Raw genomic sequence first — 17,973 nt, forward strand, 5'->3', positions numbered from 1 at the left:
AGATATTCTTCTATATACTTTTAGTAAGATACTAAAGGTATATAGCATGTCAAGCCCGCCACCATCGAAAGGGGCGCCGCGCCGCCAGCGCCTTTCGCGCGAAGACCGCCGCCGCCAACTTGTTGCGACGGCGTGGCATATGATCGGAGACAGCGGCGCCGACGCCCTTTCGCTCGGGCGCCTCGCCGAGCAGGCGGGAATCACCAAACCGGTGGTTTATGGTCATTTCGGGACGCGCGAGGGGCTGCTCGCCGCCTTGTACAGCGATTATGACGAACGCCAGAGCGAGACGATGGATAGCGCGCTGGCGTCGAGCGACGACACGCTCGATGCCAAGGCCTCGGTCATCGCCGATTGCTATGTCGAATGCGTCCTGCGGCAAGGCCGCGAGATCCCCGCCATTCTAGCCGCACTGGCGGGATCGCCCGAGATGGAGCGGCTCAAGCGCGACTTTCAGCTGGGCTTCATCGAAGAATGCCGGTCCATATTGGCGCCTTTCGCGGGGGCGAAGGGCGTTGGAACCGCCGCCTTGTGGGCAATGCTGGGAAGCGCCGAATCGCTTTCGCATGCCGCCGCGGCGGGCGATATCGCCGATGTCGAAGCCCGCATGGAACTGCGCGCGATCATTGTGGCGATGGTTGCGCGGAGCGCTGCCTAGTCGTCCATCGCCGGGGCGAGCGCCGGGTCGAGGTCGCGCGGGCGGATGAAAGCGGCGAACCGCGCCATGTTCACGTCGAGCGCGTGCCAGTCGTCGATATCGATCTCGAGCCGCGCCAGCGCCGACGTCGGCAGCTTTTCCTCGACCTTCGCGCGCAATTCATCGCCGTCCGATTCGGGGACCAGCATCAGGATCAGATCCTCCAGCCCCGGATTATGCCCGGAAATCAGCAGATGATCGGCGTCGCGTCCGGTATCGCGGATCACGTCGATCAGCGTCGCGGCGGAGGCGAGGTAGATACGCCGGTCCCAATGCGGCTCGAGCGTGTCGAGATCGGCCGCCGGCTGGAAAATATCGAGCGTTTCGGTCACGCGCACCGCGGGCGACGCGATGATGCGGTCGACCGGCAGCTTCTGCCGCTTCAACCACTGCCCGATCAATTCGGCGCCGCGCGCGCCGCGCTTGTTGATCGGGCGGTCGAAATCGCGCTCTACCTGAACGTCCCAACCCGATTTGGCGTGGCGCAGGATCGTCAAAGTCTTCAAAATCTCTCCCCGCGCCGCAGCGCTATCCCTCGGTTTCGCAGGCCTTGTGCCGCAATCTTATGACGGTGAAAAGGCTGGATAGGCGCTTTTTCGCCTTTCGACGTTCGCCGCCGCCACATGGTTGACCGCTTCATCGAGCGGCAGGCGGCGGATCGGGGTGCCTTCGGGGAAAGCGCTGAGCAATCGCGAGGGGAAGGAGGGCGAGAGCATCACGAACTGACCGAAATCGTCGGCGCGGCGGATCAGGCGGCCGAACGCCTGCCCGATGCGGCCGCGAATGACCATATCGTCATAAGCGCTGCCGCCCTGCGCCGCGCGCCGCGCCGCGTGCAATATCGTCGGGCGCGGCCAGGGAACGCCTTCCATCACCACCAGCCGCAGCGATTCGCCGGGCACATCGACCCCGTCGCGCAAGGCATCGGTGCCGAGCAGCGAGGCGTGCGGATCGGCGCGGAAAATGTCGACGAGCGTGCCGGTATCGAGCGGGTCGACATGCTGCGCGTAAAGCGGGAGGCCTGCGCGGGCGAGCCGGTCGGCGATGCGCGCATGAACGATGCGCAGCCGCCGGATCGCGCTGAACAGCCCGAGCGCGCCGCCGCCCGATGCCTCGATCAGGCGGCTGTACGCGCCGGCAAGCGCGGGGAGGTCGCCGCGCGCGATATCGGTGACGATCAGCACTTCGGACTGGCGCGCATAATCGAACGGGCTGGGGACCGCAAAATGCCGGACCCCGCCGTCCATGTGCCGCGCGCCGGTGCGGATATCGGCGTCGGCCCAGCCCCCAAAATCGTTGGCGCTGCCGCGGCCGCCGTTGCGCAGCGTTGCCGAGGTGACGAGCACGCCCTGCGCCGGGCGATAGACGACATCGGCAATCGGCTTTGCCGGGTCGAGCCAGTGGCGGTGCAATCCGGTATCGAATTCGCGCCCGTCGTAGCGGTCGATCGCGAGCCAGTCGACGAAATCGGGATCGGCGGGGCCGCCAACGCGGCCGAGCAGCGACAGCCAGCCACCGAGCGTGTCGATCCGCGTGCCAAGGCTGTGCCGTGCCCCGTCGACGCGCGCCCGCGCCTGTCCGTCGAGCCAGTCGGGCGGATCGTCGACCAGCGCGTCGAGCCGCTTGCCGAGCGCCATCAGCGGACGCAACAGCGCCTCGACCGCGTCGCTCGCGCCCGCCGCCGCCGTCACCAGATCGGAATCGGGGTCGGCGAGTTCGGTTTCGAGGCCATAGCCCGCGTCGGCGGTGCGCGTGTCGACCGCGCGTGCATAAACCTGCCCGCGTACCGCGACGAGCAATCGCTCGATCGCGCCCCACGGGTCGTTTTCGGACAATCGGGCGAGCCAGCCGTCGCCGGGTAGTTCGGCGGCGGCGGCGATCGCGGCCTGGATCGCGCGGTCGCCCGCTTCGTCATAGCTGGCGACGTCGGCAAGGCGCGCCGCGAGCCCGCGCCGCCGTCCGCGCGACTTGCCCTCGGGCCCGAGCACCCAGCGGCGGATCTCGACCGCTTCCTGTCCCGTCAGTGCCGCGGCAAACATGCTGTCGGCGGCGTCCCACAGATGATGGCCTTCGTCGAAAATCAGCCGCGTCGCGGGCGCGCCGCCATCGCGCGGGCGCGCCGCCTGCACCATCGTCAGCGCATGATTGGCGATGATGATGTCGGCCTGCGTCGCCGCGCGCGCCGAGCGTTCGATGAAGCATTTGCGGAAATGCGGACAGCCCGCATAGATGCACTCGCCGCGGCGGTCGGTCAGCGCGGTGGTGCCGTTGCGGCGGAACAGCGCGGGGAGCCAGCCGGGCAGGTCGCCGCCGACCATGTCGCCGTCGCGTGTATAGGCGGCCCAGCGCGCGACAAGCTGGGCAAGGATCGCGGCGCGGCCGGAGAAGCCGCCCTGCAACGCATCCTCGAGGTTGAGCAGGCAGAGATAGTTCTCGCGCCCCTTGCGTACGACGACCTTCTCGCGGTGCGTCGCGGCGTCGGGATAGAGCTTCTCGGTCTCGCGCGCCAATTGCCGCTGCAGCGCCTTGGTAAAGGTCGAGATGCAGACGGCGCCCGCCGACTGGTCGATCCATTGTTTGGCGGGGGCGAGATAGCCCAGCGTCTTGCCGATTCCCGTTCCCGCCTCGGCGACGAGCATCTGCGGTGCTTCCTTGCGTTCGCGCGGCTCGAAGATCGCGGCGCTCGCGCGGGCATAGTCCTGCTGCCCCGGCCGCCGTTCGGCGCCATCGCCGGTCAGCCGGTCGAGCCGTGCCGTGACATCCTCGACGTTGATTTTGACCTGCCGCGGCGGTCCGCGCGGCGGCCCCTCTTCCCATTCGGGCAGGCGCGAAAACAGCCAGCGCTCATTGCCATCGGGCACCGACAGATGCGGCTGGATCAGCGGCGACCAGGACCAGCGCTGGCGCGACAAGGCCTGCATGCCGTGCCAGGCGCCCTCGCGTTCGGGCCAGTCGGGGGTGTCGATGCTGGCGAGCATCGCCGCGGCGGCCTTCGGCAGGAAAACGGCGATGTCTTCTTCGCTCTTGGGCGGCTCCAGCCCGATCGCGGCGGCGATTCCCGCCGGCGTCGGCACCGCAAAGCGTGCGGGATAAAGGAACGCGAAAAGTTCGAGCAGGTCGAGCCCCGAAAGCTCGGGATAGCCGAGTCGGTCGCCGGTCAGCGTCGCATTGAGCAAAAGGTGCGGGGACGCGGCAACCGCGGCAATCGCTTCACCGCGCCCGACGCGCTGCACGCGCCCGTGCGTGTCGGCGATCCAGATGCCGATGTGACTCGCATGAACGGCGGGGAGAGAAAGCGGGTCGGGAGCCATCGGCCCAAGCTAGGGACAAAAGGCGAACGCGGCAAGGCGGATGGAGGCCTTCGGACTATCTTTCATCCGTTCGTCCTGAGCTTGTCGAAGGACCGTTCTTGCCTTTTGCCAAAGCCGAAATCTTGTCCCAGTCGCCGCGGATGAGAGCCATCTTCTTGGCACGACTCCATCCCTTGATCCGGCGTTCTGCTTCCAATGCCTCAATGCGTGTGGAGAATTCCTGGCTCCAAACAAGAACGACGGGCAATTTGTCAGCGGTGAAGCCGGCTATAGTGCCAGATTCATGCTGTCCTATGCGGTGAGGAAGATTATCCGTGTGACCCGTGTAGAAAGTGCCGCCGCGGCAGTGCAGGATATAGGCCCAGAACCCCACTGCCTAGGTAGAAGAAAGAACGGCCCTTCGACAAGCTCAGGGCGAACGGAGGAGGGGATTCCTCCTTTCCACAACGCGAAAGGACCTTTCGGATGAGCGAAGAGACGGCGATCGGCGCAGTGATCGACGAGATGTATGCGATGATATCGGGGCCGAAGGGCCCGCGCGACTGGTCGCGGCAGGCAAACTGCTTTCACCCCGACGCGCGGCAAATCCGGACGTGGATCGACGCCGACGGACGCGCGACGTTCCGGAGCATGGCGCTCGAAGACTATGCGCGCGACACGACCCCGTTTTTCGCGGAGAATGATTTTTTCGAAATCGAGATCGGGCGGCGGATCGACGTCCTGGGCAATATTGCCCATGTCTGGAGCGCCTATGAGGCGCGTGCCGCGCTGGGCGACGCCGAACCCGAGCGGCGCGGGATCAATTCGATTCAGCTCTTCAAGGATCCCGAACTCGGCTGGCGGATCATGGCGATGATCTGGGACAATGAGCGTGAGGGCGTCGCCATCGCACCCTTTTGACGGTCAGCTGAGACCGCGGCGTCCGAAGACGGGCGCGCGGTTGCTCAGGAAAATCTGTGCGGGTTCGATCATCGACGCGCCGCGTGCACGCACCAGTGCGTTGTGGAGCGGCCCGTGCGTGAGCTCATAGGGGAAGCGCACCCCCATGCGGTCGACTTCGGACCACATGACCACGGCATAGGTGACCTGTCCGCCATAGTGGATTTCGCAGCGCGAACGCGCCGGCATGCTCGCTCCGTCGATCCGTGCTCCGCCTTCGGACAGGTCGGTGATCCGGCCGTCGATGAAGTTGAGCACGCCGTTGACGGTCACCTCGATCGAAACGTCGGTGCGTTTGTGGCCGCGCGGGGCGGGGGGGCGAAATCTGTCCATGGGCCGAGGCTACGCTCGCATGGTAAATTTCGGGTAACCATGATCGCCGCTTTTTGACGTCGGACGTCTTCGTCGTGAAGACGGAAACTGGCTTTCCTACTTTCCTGCGCTGTGCTGATACTTTCGGATGTCCTGCACTGCCCCCTCCCGGCTTAAAGCGACAAAGGAGACAAAATGCGCGTGCGCGTCGGTATCTTTTGTCGCTTTTGGGCATGTCGAAACGGATATGAAAACGCGATTCCGGCGTAAACTTGGGCGGTTTTCTGCCATTTCGGCAAAGCTGCCGATCTCATCGGCAAGGCCGCCGATCTCATCGTCTTGTCATCCCGGACTTGATCCGGGCTCCATGTGGACCGCCGCGGTCGCTCACCCCCGGATCAAGCCCGGGGTCACAGATGATTTCAGTGTGAAGTTGCGCAGTTTTCCGCGCTTCTTTCCAAGGGCGCTTCTTCCGGCTATGGGCGCGGCATGACTGACTTGCACCTTCATCCTTCGCTGCGCGAACCCGCGCAAACGTCCAAGGCCTGGCCGTTCGAGGAAGCGCGCAAACTGGTCAAACGCTATCCGGGCGGCAAGCCCGGCGGCGAAGCAATGCTGTTCGAAACGGGCTATGGTCCGTCGGGCCTGCCGCATATCGGCACGTTCAACGAAGTGCTGCGCACGACGATGGTCCGCCGCGCCTATGAGGCGTTGACCGGTGGCGCCGCGACGCGTCTTGTCGCGTTCAGCGACGACATGGACGGGCTGCGCAAGGTTCCCGACAATGTGCCGAACGGCGACATGCTGCGCGAACATCTCGGCAAGCCGCTCACCGACATCCCCGATCCATTTGGAAAGTTCGAGAGTTTCGCGCATCATAACAATGCGATGCTGCGCGAGTTTCTCGACCGGTTCGGCTTCGAATATGAATTTGTCAGTTCGACCGAGCGGTACAAGTCGGGCGCATTCGACGACGCGCTTAAGAATGTCCTGCACCACAATCAGGATATCCTCGATATCATGCTGCCGACTCTGCGCGCCGAGCGCGCGGCGACTTATTCGCCGATCCTGCCGGTCAGCCCGACATCGGGAATCGTGCTGCAGGTGCCGGTGACCATCGTCGACGCCGATGCCGGCCTCGTCTCGTTCGAGGATGCGGGCGAGACGATCACGCACAGCGTCCTTGGCGGCGGCGCGAAACTGCAGTGGAAGGTCGACTGGGCGATGCGCTGGGTCGCATTGGGCGTCGATTACGAAATGTATGGCAAGGATCTGACCGACAGCGGTGTCCAGTCGGGCAAGATCGCCAAGGCGCTTGGCGGGCGCAAGCCCGAGGGGCTGATCTACGAGATGTTCCTCGACGAAAAGGGCGAGAAGATCTCGAAGTCGAAGGGCAATGGCCTCAGCCTCGAGCAGTGGCTCGACTATGGCAGCGAGGAAAGCCTCGCCTTTTTCGCCTATCGCGAGCCCAAGGCGGCGAAGCAATTGCATATCGGTGTGATCCCGAAGGCGATCGACGAATATCTGCAGATGCGTGGCAGCTATCCGGCGCAGGAGCCCGACAAGCGCCTCGGCAATCCGGTGCACCATGTCCATGTCGCGCGCGGTGAAGAGATTCCCGCGGCGGAACTGCCGGTGACGTTCGGGTTGCTGCTCAATCTCGTCGCAGTGATGGGCGCCGACGCGTCGAAGGACCAGATCTGGCGCTACCTCGGCCGATATGTCGAGGGCGCCGACGCCGCGACCTGGCCCGAACTCGACCAGTTGATCGACAATGCGATGGCGTACAACCGTGACTATGTTGCGCCGACGCTCAATCGCCGCAAGCCGCAGGGCGGCGAGGGCGCGGCGCTGAAGGAACTCGACAACAAGCTCGCGGCGCTGCCTGTCGATGCCGGCGCCGACGATATCCAGAACATCGTCTACGAGATCGGCAAGAACGAGGCCTATGGTTTTGAAAATCTGCGCGATTGGTTCAAGGCGCTCTATGAAACCCTGCTCGGGTCGAGCGCGGGGCCGCGCATGGGAAGCTTCATTGCGCTGTTCGGGATCGACAACACGCGGCGGCTGATCGCCGAGGCTTTGGCATAATGCGCCCCCTCTTTCCATTCGCATCGAGCGAAGTCGAGATGCCGATCGTCAAAGCACGACTTCACGGTGTCTCGACTACGCTCGACACGAACGGGATGGGAGGTTGGGCCTGATGATCGACATCTTCACCACCGGCGGGACGATCGACAAAGTCTATTTCGACGCGCTCAGCGAGTTCCAGATCGGCCCTGCGGCGATCCCCGACCTGCTGCGCGAAAACAACGTCCATGTCGCGCACCGTGTGACGCAGTTGATGCGCAAGGACAGCCTCGAACTCGACGATGCCGACCGCGAAGCCATTCGCGCCGCCGTCGCGGCGAGCGATGCCACACATATCCTTGTCACCCACGGTACCGATACGATGGTCGTCACCGGCCGCGTGCTGGCGGGGATCACTGGCAAGACGATCGTGTTGACGGGGGCCATGCAGCCCGCGTCGGTGCGCGCGAGCGATGCCGAGTTCAACGTCGGCTTCGCGCTTGCCGCGGTGCAGACGCTGCCGCCCGGCGTCTATGTCGCGATGAACGGGTTGATCTTCGACCCCGAAAAGGCGGTCAAGGACCGCGCCGGGCAACGTTTCGTCGAGGAATAGGGCTCAGCCCTTTGCCGTGACCTGCCGCAGCACCGCGGCATAGTTCGGCGCGATCGTCATCGATTCGTGCCGGCCCGCGCGGCCCAGCGCGGCATGAACCTGCGGCAGGCGATAGCAGGGCACCCCCATGAACAGGTGATGCTCGGCGTGATAATTCACCCAATATGGCGCAACCGTCGCGCGTGCCAGCCAGCTTGCATGGGTGGTCCGGGCATGGGTGAAGGGATCGTCGCTGCCCGTCGTCGTGCACGCATGTTCGGCGATGTTGCGAACGCGCAGGTAAAGCTGGAAGGTCGTCGCAAGCCCGGCGAGCCAGAGGAGGTAAGGCGTCCAGCCGTAGAGTGCGAGCGAGGCCGCGAGCAGCACCGCCTGGACGATCAGAAAACGGCCGACCGCGCGCGCCACCGCCATTGCGCCCGCGACGTCGACCGTCGGTGACGTCATGCCGTCGTCCGACTGCTTGTTGAACGGCGTTCCGGCCTTGGTGCTCTTGGCGCCCTTCTCGACCTTCTCGCCGCGCAGCATCGCTCTCAGGCCGATAAAAGCGAAACCGAATTGCGCGACGCGCTGTTTGAAGAAGGTCTGGCCAGTCAGGTCGCGGAGCACTTTGCGCCACAGGCTGGCGCGCGTGGTGGGGAACGGCTTCGACAGCGCCAGGTCAGGGTCTTCGGGCTGCTGGGTGAATTTGTGATGCTGCAGATGATAGGTGCGATAGGCGATCAGGTCCGATCCGACCGCGGCGCCCGTCAGCCACTGGCCGAGGAAATTGTTGAGCTTCCGGTTCGGATGCAGCGCGCCGTGCGCCGCATCGTGCATCAGGATAGCGAGTCCGAGCTGACGCCCGCCAACGAAGACAATCGCGAGCAGCCATGCGGCGGGGTTATGCGACCAGGCGGCAAGGCCGACGAGCGCGATGCTGACGATCCAGGCATGGGCGACCAACCAGATGCCGTGCCAGCGCGAGGCGGTGGTGATCGCGGACCATTCGGCGCGATCGAAAAACTGAGTGGGCGGCAAGAGGCGGACGGCTGACATGGCCCATTCATAACAAGTTGCGAACCGAAACGTAACCCCTTCCGTTTTGGTACAATATCGGCAGAAATCACGATGTTGCGGTAAGGATTTGGCAACCCCTTTCCGACACTGAACCGGGTGGGACCAGTCGGCAGGAATATTGGGAAATTGGGGGTACGGCGTAGCATCATCCGGCCTGCGGCCAGCGAATTGTCATCCGACGAATCGCTGTTCGATTCGCCGGAATTTGTCACGCATCTGATGCGCGTGGCAAAGCTGTGGCACTATGTGCTGATCGGCCGCGCCCTTGCGTTCCTGGCCTTTGCCTTCCTGCCCGGCGTTGCCGGATTCTTCGATCATCTTTCGCACTGGCTGGTGATGGTGGCGGGTCTGTCGTGCGATGTCGTGCTGACCGTGATCGGGCAGGCGATGCGCAAACCCCGGCCGATCACGCATGAGCGCGTACGGGCTATGGCGATGCTGTGCATGGCGCTGATCGCGCTCGGTACGTTGCTCAACGCAGCGGGGATGTTCGACACGGTCGCGATCCGTGACGGCAGCTCCCATTTCGACGCCTTTGCCGCTATTCACATTGGTTCGCTGCTTGTCGGAGCGTCGGCAGTTGCGGTCGTCCGTCCTGCTTTCTTCGCGTTCGCAGGGGCGACTGCGCTGGGAGGGGCGATTGGCGTGGCATCGTGGCCGTTCGCCGTTGCGGGGGTCATCTTTCTCGGCCTGCTGATCGTGATGATGCGCGAGGATATCCGCCACCAGCGCCGCGCGACGCGGGCTGCGCGGCTGAGCGTCAGCGATCAGCAGCGCGCGCTGAACCTGATGCGCGATTTCGAGCGCGCTGGCCGCGGCTGGTTCTGGGAAACCGATCGCAATGGCCGGCTGGTCTATATCTCGCCGACCGTCGCGGCGCGGCTGGAGCGCCCGCTTTCCGACCTGCTCGGTCATCCCTTTACCGACATCATCCGCAAGCGGATCGGCAACGACGAGAGCGAAGAGCGCACGTTGGGTTTCAGCCTGTCATCGCGTACCCCGTTCAAGGAACTGACGGTGCAGGCCGCGGTGGCGAGCGAAGAGCGCTGGTGGTCGATCTCCGGCCATCCGATCAGCAACGAGCTGGGCAATTTTCAAGGTTTCCGCGGCAGCGGCACCGACCTCACCGACAAGAAACGGTCGGAGCGCGAGATCAACCAGCTTGCCCGCTACGATACGCTTACCGGCCTTGCGAACCGGCGGCACATCACCGATCTGCTCGAACGCGCGCTCAAGAGTCATAGCGGCCAGCCGCAGTCCTGTGCGCTGTTGCTGATGGACCTCGACCGGTTCAAGGCGGTGAACGACACGCTGGGCCATCCGGTCGGTGATCAGCTGTTGCAGCAGGTCGCGGGACGGCTGACGCAGATCGTCGGCGACAAGGGACAGGTCGGCCGGCTTGGCGGCGACGAGTTCCAGATCGTCGTGCCGCAGATCAGCCAACCCGAAAAGCTGGCGGGTATTGCCAATGCGATCATTCTCAGCCTCGCCAAGCCCTTTTCCATCGAGGGCGAGCAGGTGCGCGTCGGATCGTCGCTGGGCATCGCGGTATCGGAGGGGCCGGGCGTGACCGCGTCGGCGCTCGTCCGCAACGCCGACCTCGCGCTCTATGCAGCAAAGGACGCGGGGCGCGGCGTTTACCGTTTCTATGCCGACGCGATGCACAATCAGGCGAGCGAGCGCAAAGCGATCGAGGATGCACTGCGCGATGCGCTGGCGAAGGATGAATTGCGGCTGGTATATCAGCCGATCGTCGACGTCGGTAGCGAGCGGATATCGGGGTTCGAGGCACTGATCCGCTGGCATCATGCAACCGAAGGGTTGATCAGCCCTTCGAAATTCATCCCGATTGCCGAGGAGTCGAACCTGATCGTGCCGATCGGCGAGTGGATCATCCGTACCGCCTGCGCGACAATCGCGCACCTCGGCCCCGGATACCGCGTCGCGGTCAATGTTTCGCCGCGCCAGTTCGCGAATGAAAAGCTGCCGGCGACGATCATGAGTGCGGTATCGGCGGCGGGGATCCGTCCCGAGCAGCTGGAGCTCGAGATTACCGAGGGGGTGTTCCTCGACGAAAGCTCCGAAAATCTCGCGATGTTCCAGAGGCTGAAACGCACCGGCATTCGCCTCGCACTCGACGATTTCGGCACCGGCTATTCGGCGCTCGGCTATCTGAAGAAAGCGCCGTTCGACAAGATCAAGATCGACCAGAGCTTCGTTCTTGGCGCCGCCGACCCGAGCAGCATGAACGCGGCGATCATCTCGTCGATCGTCGGTCTGGCCACTGCGCTCAACATGGAAACCACCGCGGAGGGAGTCGAGACGCACGACGACCTCGCGCTGATCCGCGGGCTTGGGTGCAGTCATGTCCAAGGCTATATCTATGGCAAGCCGATGGACCTCGTCGAGGTGCTGGCGTTGCTCCGCGAGGGCGGGGGACGGGCGGAGGCACGCGGTTACAAGAGCGCGCGCGAACCACGCCTGACGACGTTCCGCACGATCCAGGTCGACAGCGATGGCTACCAGTATGAAGCGATCGTCCGCAACATGTCGCCCCGCGGCGCGCTGATCGAAGGGCTATGGAATGTTCCGCCCGGAACCCCGCTGACGCTCGAATTCGGGCCCGATCAGTCGCTCGCTGCCGAGGCACGCTGGTCGGCCGGCAACCGCGTCGGCGTCCAGTTCGCCGTCGCGGTCGATATCGAAGATCTCATCGGCCCGAAGGCAGCCGGGCCGACGCGGGGACGGATCCGCCGCGCCGCCTGACGGGTCAGTGGGCGATGCGCCCACGTGCCATCACCCAGTCGACCTTTTCAAGCAAGGTGACGTCGCTGAGCGGGTCGCCACTGACCGCGATCATGTCGGCAGACATGCCCGGCGCGATCCGGCCGATTTCATTTTCGAGCGACAGCAGCTTCGCGGCGACCGTCGTCGCGCTCGCCAGCGCCTCGCGCGGGGTCAGGCCATATTTGACGAGCAGCGCGAACTCGCCGCCGTTGCGGCCATGCTCGAACACACCGGCGTCGGTACCGAAGGCGATCGGAACCCCGAGTGCCTTGGCGCGCGTCACGGCCTTGCCGACGTCGCCAAGCGTCATGCGCACCTTGTTCTCGACCGTGGGGGTGTAGATGCCCTTGCCGAGCCGCTCGCGGATGCCCTCGAACGCCATCAGCGTCGGGACGAGATAGGTGCCCTTGGCCTTCATGACCTGCAGCGTCGCGTCGTCGGCGAAAGTCCCGTGCTCGATGCTGTCGATGCCGGCCGCAGCGGAGGATTTGATCCCGCCGGCGCCATGCGCATGCGCCATCACCTTCAGGCCCAGCGAATGGGCTGTATCGGCGATGCTCTGTAGTTCGGGGCTGGTGAAATGGCCCTCTAGCCCGCGCGCCTGCTGCGACAACACGCCGCCGGTCGCGGTGATCTTGATGACGTCGGCGCCGGCGCGCGAGGCCTTGCGGACCTTTTCGGCGCACTCGACCGCGCCAGTGCAGGTATAGCCTTCATCGAGGACGGCATGAATGTCCTCGCGAAAGCCCGTCACGTCGCCGTGCCCGCCGATGATCGACAGCGCAGGGCCGGCAGCAATGATGCGCGGCCCCTCGATAAAGCCGTTCGCGGTGCCTCGGCGGAGCGAAAATGCGGTATATTGCGCCGAGCCCGCCTCGCGCACCGTGGTGAAGCCCGCGCGCAGTGTGATGCCGGCGTTCTTCGCGCCGACGACGACACCCCATTCGGTGGGATCGACCGCAGCGGCGCGATAATCGTCGCCGGGGTCGCCGGTGAGGTGGACGTGCAGGTCGATGAGGCCGGGGAGCAAAGTCTTGTCGCCGAGATCGACGATTTCGGCGCCTGCGGGCGCTTCGGTGCGGCCGGGGGCGATCGAGGTGATCCGGTCGTCGGTAATGGTGATCGTCGAGGGGCCTTGCGCCGGTTTGGAGGCGTCGGTGATAACGCGGCCTGCATAGACGATGGTGGTTTTTGCATATGCCGTCGTGCCGAGCAGCGCGAGCGTCGCGGCCGCGACCATTCCCAATTTACGCATGAAGTCTCCCCTGTTTGATTCCGCTACCGTGGCGCGACGGGCGGGGGAGGGCAAGCGCATAAAAAGAGGGGCCGGACGAGCCGACCCCTCAGTTTGTCCTCAGGTAACCGAAAGGAATTACCAGAAGAAATCGTAGATCACGTCGATCACTTCGCCCGAGTAGGTGTCGACCAGAAGCGCATCGTCATAATAGCGGATCCAGCGCGTGCCTCCATAGGCGGGTGGCAGGCGGTAATAGCCGGGGTCGTTGATCCAGTATCGCGAGCTGTAGAACAGCGAGCTCAGGCTGAAGCCGATGTTGAACCGCGTATATCCATAACCACGATATGGGTTGTAATAGCGCGGCATCCGGTAGTGGTTGCGGTTCTGGTTGCGATAGCTGCGCCAGTCGTAGCGACGGTCACTGCGCCAGTCGCGGTTCCAGCGGTCGTTGCGGCCGTCGCGATAGCGTCGGTCATCATATCCGTTACGGTTCCGGTCATAGCGGTTGTCGTCGTTGCGATCGTAACGCCGGTTGTCGTTGCGATCATAGCGCCGGTTATTGTCGTTCCGGCGATCGATCTGGCCATCGCGGTTGCGATCCCATTGCCGATCGACCTGGCCATTACGGTTACGATCCCACTGGCGATCGACGCGGCCGTCGCGATTGCGATCGGCATTGTCGCCGCGCTGGCGTTGCTCGGCCTGTCGCTGCTGCCATTGCTGGCGTTGCTGATCGTTGCCACGCTGTTGCCACCGCTGACGCTGGGCTTCCCGCTGCTGGTCGTTGCCGCGTTGCTCACGCTGCTGCTGCCATTGCTGGCGCTGCGCTTCGCGCTGCGGATCATTGCCGCGTTGCTGCCATTGTTGCTGGCGCACGTCGCTGCGCTGCTGGCGCTCGCCCTGCGGCTGCTGGCTCTGCTGGCGTTCGGGGCGGGCCTGACCACCCCAATTGCCGCCGCGCCGGACTTCGGGGCCGCGCGGTCCGCGGTCTCCCCGGTCGCCGCGCTGCGCGATCTGCACCCGCTCGCCCGACGCCTGTGCGGCTGCCGGGGCGATGGGGGTCAGGATCGTTGCAGCGATCAGCAACCCTCCGAACATCTTCTTCATCTCGCCATTCTCCAACTCATGTCCCGTTTGCTGGAGACACCAGCCGGGATGATGAATCGATTCTTACCATTGGCAAGATGATCGATGGCTGACCGCGCTGTTGCCTGCGGTTCAGCTAGATGAACGGGGCTGTTCAGGTGCCGGGGGGCAGGCGGAGGGCAGGGACGGCGTGCGCGGCGTCCTCGGGGCGGATCCCCGGCGGAGGCGCGGCAGCGATGCGCTCCTCGCCGCGCAGCACGCGCCCGGCCAGACGGATCGCGGTCCGGATGCGCGGATAGGTGCCGCAGCGGCAGATATTGGTCATCGCCGCGTCGATTTCGGTGTCGCTCGGATTGCTGTTCGTTCGCAGCAGCGCGGCGGCCGCCATGATCATCCCCGATTGACAGAAGCCGCATTGGGGAACCTGTTCGGCGACCCACGCCTGTTGCACCGCATGGCTGCGGTCGCGCGACAGCCCCTCGATCGTCGTGACGAAGCGGCCCTCGCACTCGGCAATCGTAACCATACAGCTGCGAATCGCCTCGCCGTCGATATCGACGGTGCACGCGCCGCACTCACCGGTGCCACAGCCATATTTGGTGCCCGTCAGGTTCGACGCGTCGCGCAGCGCCCAAAGCAGGGGCGTTTCGGGCTCCATGCGATATTCGACCGGGCGGTCGTTGACCGAGAATCGTGTCATGCGGTGAGCTGTAGCCGACTCGCCGGATTAGTCACGCCAGCTCGTGTCGATCTTGTCGACCTTGCGCACCATCGCGTCGAATTCGGCCTTGCCCGACTGACGACCTGGAATCTGCGCCAGATAAAGGTCGCGCTGATGGACCTTGACGACATCGTCGCTGATCAGGATCGGCTTGCCCATGCTCATCGTCGCGAGCTGGATTTCGCACGCGCGTTGCAGTGCCCAATATTTGATGAAGGCGTCGGACAGCGATTTGCCCATCACGACGGGGCCGTGGTTGCGCAGCATCAGGATGCGCTTGTCGCCCAGATGTTCGACGAGCCGCGTGCCCTCTTCCTCGCGCACCGTGATGCCCTCGAAATCATGATAGGCGAGCTGGCCCATGAAGTTGCAGGCGTAGAAGTTGGTCGGCTGCAATCCGCCCTCGAGCCCGCACACCGCCATCGTCGCGGTGGTGTGGGTGTGGATGATCGCATGCGCGTCGGGCAGGACACGGTGGAACAGGCTGTGCTGGACGAACCCCGCCTTGTTGACGTGCCACGGATTATCCTCGTCCAGCTTGTTGCCGTCGATGTCGATCTTGATCAGGCTCGATGCCGTCACTTCGCTGAAATGCATGCCATAGGGGTTGATCAGGAAGGCGCCTTCCTGATCGTCCAGCTTCACTGTGATATGGTTGAAGATCATCTCGTCCCAGCCCATCATCGCGAAAATGCGGTAGCAGGCGGCAAGCTCCTGCCGCGCCGTCCATTCGGCTTCGCTATATTTGCTGTTGCGCTTGAGCTGGGTCGCCATGGCCTGTCCCTCATTATGATGTTAGTTTCGTCCTGCTACCTATGCCATAAGGATAGGGCGCGGCACAATCCCGAGCGGGCAGGGCGGTTCGATAGCGCGACAAGCCCGGTTTACCGCGCAGGGGCTTGCATTTCGCCGCGAATCCTTTTAGTGGCCCAGCCATCGGAAGGTCGCGGCTTCGCGGCGCTTCTTTTATTGCCCTCATATCGGCGATTTATGGCGGACCGGATATCCGGTGGCCGTTGATCGTTGGACGAACCGGAGACGACACGGCGTATGCAGATCATCGTTCGCGACAATAATGTCGACCAGGCCCTTCGCGCGCTCAAGAAGAAGCTGCAGCGTGAGGGCGTGTATCGCGAAATGAAGCTGCGCCGTCATTACGAGAAGCCCAGCGAAAAGCGCGCGCGTGAGCACGCTGCTGCCGTCCGCCGCGCCCGCAAGATGGAGCGCAAGCGGATGGAACGCGACGGTATCAAGTAAGACCGTCTCCCGTTCGGGATCCGATCGTGAAAAGGGCGCTGCGGCAACGCAGCGCCCTTTTTCGTTATGCGCGCACGCATAATTGCCTCTGGACCGGCCCGCTCTGCTCCGCCTATAGGCCTCGCCAATATTTTCGCCCCGGCCGGGGCATTCGAAGGATCAGCCAAATGAGCGTGACGACGGTTCCATTGCGTCCGGTGAACAAGGGCGGCCTGTGGCTGATGTGGTTCGGCCTCGCGGCACTACTCGTTGCGGGCGCAGCCTTCGCATGGCATATGACCCCGCGCATCACCTTCGAAGTCGTCAAGGAAGGCACCGGTCTCAGCCCGACCAAGGCAGACGTCGTGCTGGTCAAATATGAAGGCAAGCTCGACGACGGCACCGTCTTCGACGCCAATGAACAGGCGCCGATGCAGGTTGCAGGGGTCGTTCCGGGCTTTTCCGAAGCACTGACCCGCATGAAAAAGGGTGGCGAATACAAGATCACCATCCCTGCGCAGCTTGGCTATGGCGACCGCGCCACAGGTCCGATCCCGGCGGGCAGCACGCTCCATTTTGACGTGACCTTGCTCGACTTCCGCTCGGAGGCCGAGGTTCGCGCGATGCAACAGCAGATGCAGCAACAGCAGCAGATGATGCAGCAGCAACAGATGATGCAGGGCGCGCCCGGCGGCGCTCCGGGTGGTCCGGTAGGTCCTCCCCCGGGCGCACCGCAGCCGTAAAGCTGGCGACCAGAGAAGAACCGAAACGGCGGCGGGCTCAGATGTCCGCCGCCGTTTTCGTTTTGGCGGTTCCAGCGTTCCGTTCGGCTTCGCGCTCCAGCGCGACCTTGATCATCGCGACGATCGGGTCGGCGAGGAACAGCCCCATGAGCCCAAGCAGCGCGCCGAACAGGATCTGCGCGCCGAGGACGAGCGCGGGGGCGAGGTCGACGGTCTTTTTTGCGACCATCGGAACGATCAGGTAACCGTCGACTGTCTGGACGATGAAGTAGATTGCGATCGCCCAAAGGCCGGTGTCGGTTCCGGCCGAAAAGCCGACGAGCACGAGGAGTACGCCCGAGACAATCGCGCCGATATTGGGGATGAACGCGAGCAAGCCGGTGAGGAGGCCCATCAGCGCCGCCATCGGGATACCTACGACGAGGCAGGCAAGCCAGGTACCGATGCCTTCGACCAGCATGCCGAGCAGGCGGCCCGCCATCAGGCGGCGCAGTGTGAAGCCCATGCGCGCGGTGGTGATGTAGAAATTCTCGCGGCTCTTCATCGGCAGCATCCATGCGACGCCGCGCTCATAGAGCCGCGGTTCGATCGCGATGAAGATGCCTAGAACAAGGACCATGATCAGGCTGGTCAGCCCGCCGAGGACCGTGCCCACGGCGGCCGTGACGCGCCCGAATGTGCCAGCGAGATTGTCGGTGATCGTTTTCGTATCGAGCTGCAGATTGCCCATGCCATGTTCGCTGGCCCATGCGGCGATGCGCTCGACCTGCCCCATGACGACCGTTTGCAGCGTTGCGGCCTGATCGGCGATTTGCGAACCCGCGAACATCACCGTCCAGACGAGGAAGGCCAGCAGCGACAGGCAGACGATCAGGAGCCGCCAAGCGCGCGCGATCGGCAACACACGGCCGAGCAGGCGCGTTCCGCCGTCGAGCATGGAGGCCATGACGATGCCGGCGAAGATCAGCAGGATCGGCTGGACGAGGATGATGCACACGCCGATCAGCAGCGCGAGGCCAAGCCAGACGCCCGCTTTCAACAACTCGGTGCGGACGAGCTGGCTGCGGATTTCGGTGGGGCCGGGGGCTTCGGTGTGCCCATCGGCGGGCTTTGCGGCGCGCGTTCCGGTGGTTTTCCTTGTCGTGGTCGTCGCCGCCATGCCTTT

The 17,973-nt window shown here is 64.2% G+C and carries 17 protein-coding genes; 7 read left to right on the plus strand and 10 right to left on the minus strand.

Annotated features, from left to right (window positions below):
* Nucleotides 1–46: 46 nt before the first annotated feature.
* Nucleotides 47–658, plus strand: coding sequence for a TetR/AcrR family transcriptional regulator (locus AC07NV_RS18150; protein ID WP_495167795.1), 612 nt, complete (start codon nt 47–49; stop codon nt 656–658).
* Here the strand turns inward: AC07NV_RS18150 and AC07NV_RS18155 are convergent.
* The 3 genes from AC07NV_RS18155 to AC07NV_RS18165 are packed head-to-tail and all read right to left on the minus strand — an operon-like array spanning nt 655 to nt 4,381.
* A complete protein-coding gene (locus AC07NV_RS18155) occupies nt 655–1,203 on the minus strand; it encodes a SixA phosphatase family protein (RefSeq protein ID WP_495167796.1) in 549 nt (182 codons plus the stop codon). The two genes, AC07NV_RS18150 and AC07NV_RS18155, sit on opposite strands and share 4 nt — an antisense overlap.
* A gap of 57 nt (nt 1,204–1,260) precedes the next feature.
* Nucleotides 1,261–4,008 (minus strand): ATP-dependent DNA helicase, encoded by a 2,748-nt coding sequence (locus AC07NV_RS18160; RefSeq protein ID WP_495167797.1) that lies wholly within the window; start codon nt 4,006–4,008, stop codon nt 1,261–1,263.
* 55 nt (nt 4,009–4,063) lie between these two features.
* The gene (locus tag AC07NV_RS18165) at nt 4,064–4,381 is read right to left on the minus strand and encodes a GIY-YIG nuclease family protein (RefSeq protein WP_495167798.1); all 318 of its coding nucleotides are present in this window, start codon (nt 4,379–4,381) and stop codon (nt 4,064–4,066) included.
* Nucleotides 4,382–4,473: 92 nt separating this feature from the next.
* Between AC07NV_RS18165 and AC07NV_RS18170 the strand changes: the two genes are divergently transcribed.
* Nucleotides 4,474–4,908: a hypothetical protein gene (locus tag AC07NV_RS18170; protein ID WP_495167799.1), complete on the plus strand. Its 435-nt coding sequence runs from the start codon at nt 4,474–4,476 to the stop codon at nt 4,906–4,908.
* Between the two features lie 3 nt (nt 4,909–4,911).
* Here AC07NV_RS18170 and AC07NV_RS18175 read toward each other — a convergent pair whose 3' ends face one another.
* On the minus strand, nt 4,912–5,280 hold the full coding sequence (locus AC07NV_RS18175; RefSeq protein WP_495167800.1) for a PilZ domain-containing protein: 369 nt from the start codon (nt 5,278–5,280) through the stop codon (nt 4,912–4,914).
* A 468-nt stretch (nt 5,281–5,748) separates the two neighbouring features.
* Between AC07NV_RS18175 and AC07NV_RS18180 the strand changes: the two genes are divergently transcribed.
* Nucleotides 5,749–7,350: a lysine--tRNA ligase gene (locus AC07NV_RS18180; RefSeq protein WP_495167801.1), complete on the plus strand. Its 1,602-nt coding sequence runs from the start codon at nt 5,749–5,751 to the stop codon at nt 7,348–7,350.
* Nucleotides 7,351–7,462: 112 nt separating this feature from the next.
* Nucleotides 7,463–7,942 (plus strand): asparaginase domain-containing protein, encoded by a 480-nt coding sequence (locus AC07NV_RS18185; protein ID WP_495167802.1) that lies wholly within the window; start codon nt 7,463–7,465, stop codon nt 7,940–7,942.
* Between the two features lie 3 nt (nt 7,943–7,945).
* On the opposite strand, the gene AC07NV_RS18190 is transcribed toward AC07NV_RS18185, so the two are convergent.
* A complete protein-coding gene (locus AC07NV_RS18190) occupies nt 7,946–8,977 on the minus strand; it encodes a fatty acid desaturase family protein (RefSeq protein WP_495167803.1) in 1,032 nt (343 codons plus the stop codon).
* A 147-nt stretch (nt 8,978–9,124) separates the two neighbouring features.
* Here AC07NV_RS18190 and AC07NV_RS18195 point away from each other — a divergent pair, with 147 nt between their 5' ends.
* Nucleotides 9,125–11,764, plus strand: coding sequence for an EAL domain-containing protein (locus AC07NV_RS18195; RefSeq protein WP_495167804.1), 2,640 nt, complete (start codon nt 9,125–9,127; stop codon nt 11,762–11,764).
* Between the two features lie 4 nt (nt 11,765–11,768).
* Here the strand turns inward: AC07NV_RS18195 and AC07NV_RS18200 are convergent, their stop codons facing one another.
* The 4 genes from AC07NV_RS18200 to AC07NV_RS18215 form a co-directional block, all read right to left on the minus strand.
* Nucleotides 11,769–13,040 carry a metal-dependent hydrolase family protein gene (locus tag AC07NV_RS18200; RefSeq protein WP_495167805.1) on the minus strand — a complete coding sequence of 424 codons (1,272 nt, stop codon included), beginning with the start codon at nt 13,038–13,040 and terminating at the stop codon, nt 11,769–11,771.
* Between the two features lie 117 nt (nt 13,041–13,157).
* Entirely contained in the window at nt 13,158–14,129 is a 972-nt protein-coding gene (locus tag AC07NV_RS18205) for an RcnB family protein (protein WP_495167806.1), read from the minus strand.
* Nucleotides 14,130–14,262: 133 nt separating this feature from the next.
* Nucleotides 14,263–14,808, minus strand: a complete 546-nt coding sequence (locus tag AC07NV_RS18210) for a (2Fe-2S)-binding protein (protein ID WP_495167807.1) — start codon at nt 14,806–14,808, stop codon at nt 14,263–14,265.
* A 27-nt stretch (nt 14,809–14,835) separates the two neighbouring features.
* Nucleotides 14,836–15,603: a class II aldolase/adducin family protein gene (locus AC07NV_RS18215; protein WP_495167808.1), complete on the minus strand. Its 768-nt coding sequence runs from the start codon at nt 15,601–15,603 to the stop codon at nt 14,836–14,838.
* 276 nt (nt 15,604–15,879) lie between these two features.
* On the opposite strand from AC07NV_RS18215, the gene rpsU reads away from it, so the two are divergent.
* Nucleotides 15,880–16,086, plus strand: coding sequence for a 30S ribosomal protein S21 (gene rpsU, locus AC07NV_RS18220; protein WP_037510267.1), 207 nt, complete (start codon nt 15,880–15,882; stop codon nt 16,084–16,086).
* A 167-nt stretch (nt 16,087–16,253) separates the two neighbouring features.
* Nucleotides 16,254–16,808 carry an FKBP-type peptidyl-prolyl cis-trans isomerase gene (locus tag AC07NV_RS18225; RefSeq protein WP_495167809.1) on the plus strand — a complete coding sequence of 185 codons (555 nt, stop codon included), beginning with the start codon at nt 16,254–16,256 and terminating at the stop codon, nt 16,806–16,808.
* Between the two features lie 37 nt (nt 16,809–16,845).
* On the opposite strand, the gene AC07NV_RS18230 is transcribed toward AC07NV_RS18225, so the two are convergent.
* Complete coding sequence (locus AC07NV_RS18230) at nt 16,846–17,967, minus strand: AI-2E family transporter (protein WP_495167810.1); 1,122 nt, start codon at nt 17,965–17,967, stop codon at nt 16,846–16,848.
* Nucleotides 17,968–17,973 lie beyond the last annotated feature (6 nt).

The organism is Sphingopyxis sp. GW821-FHT10B01, assembly GCF_059415685.1.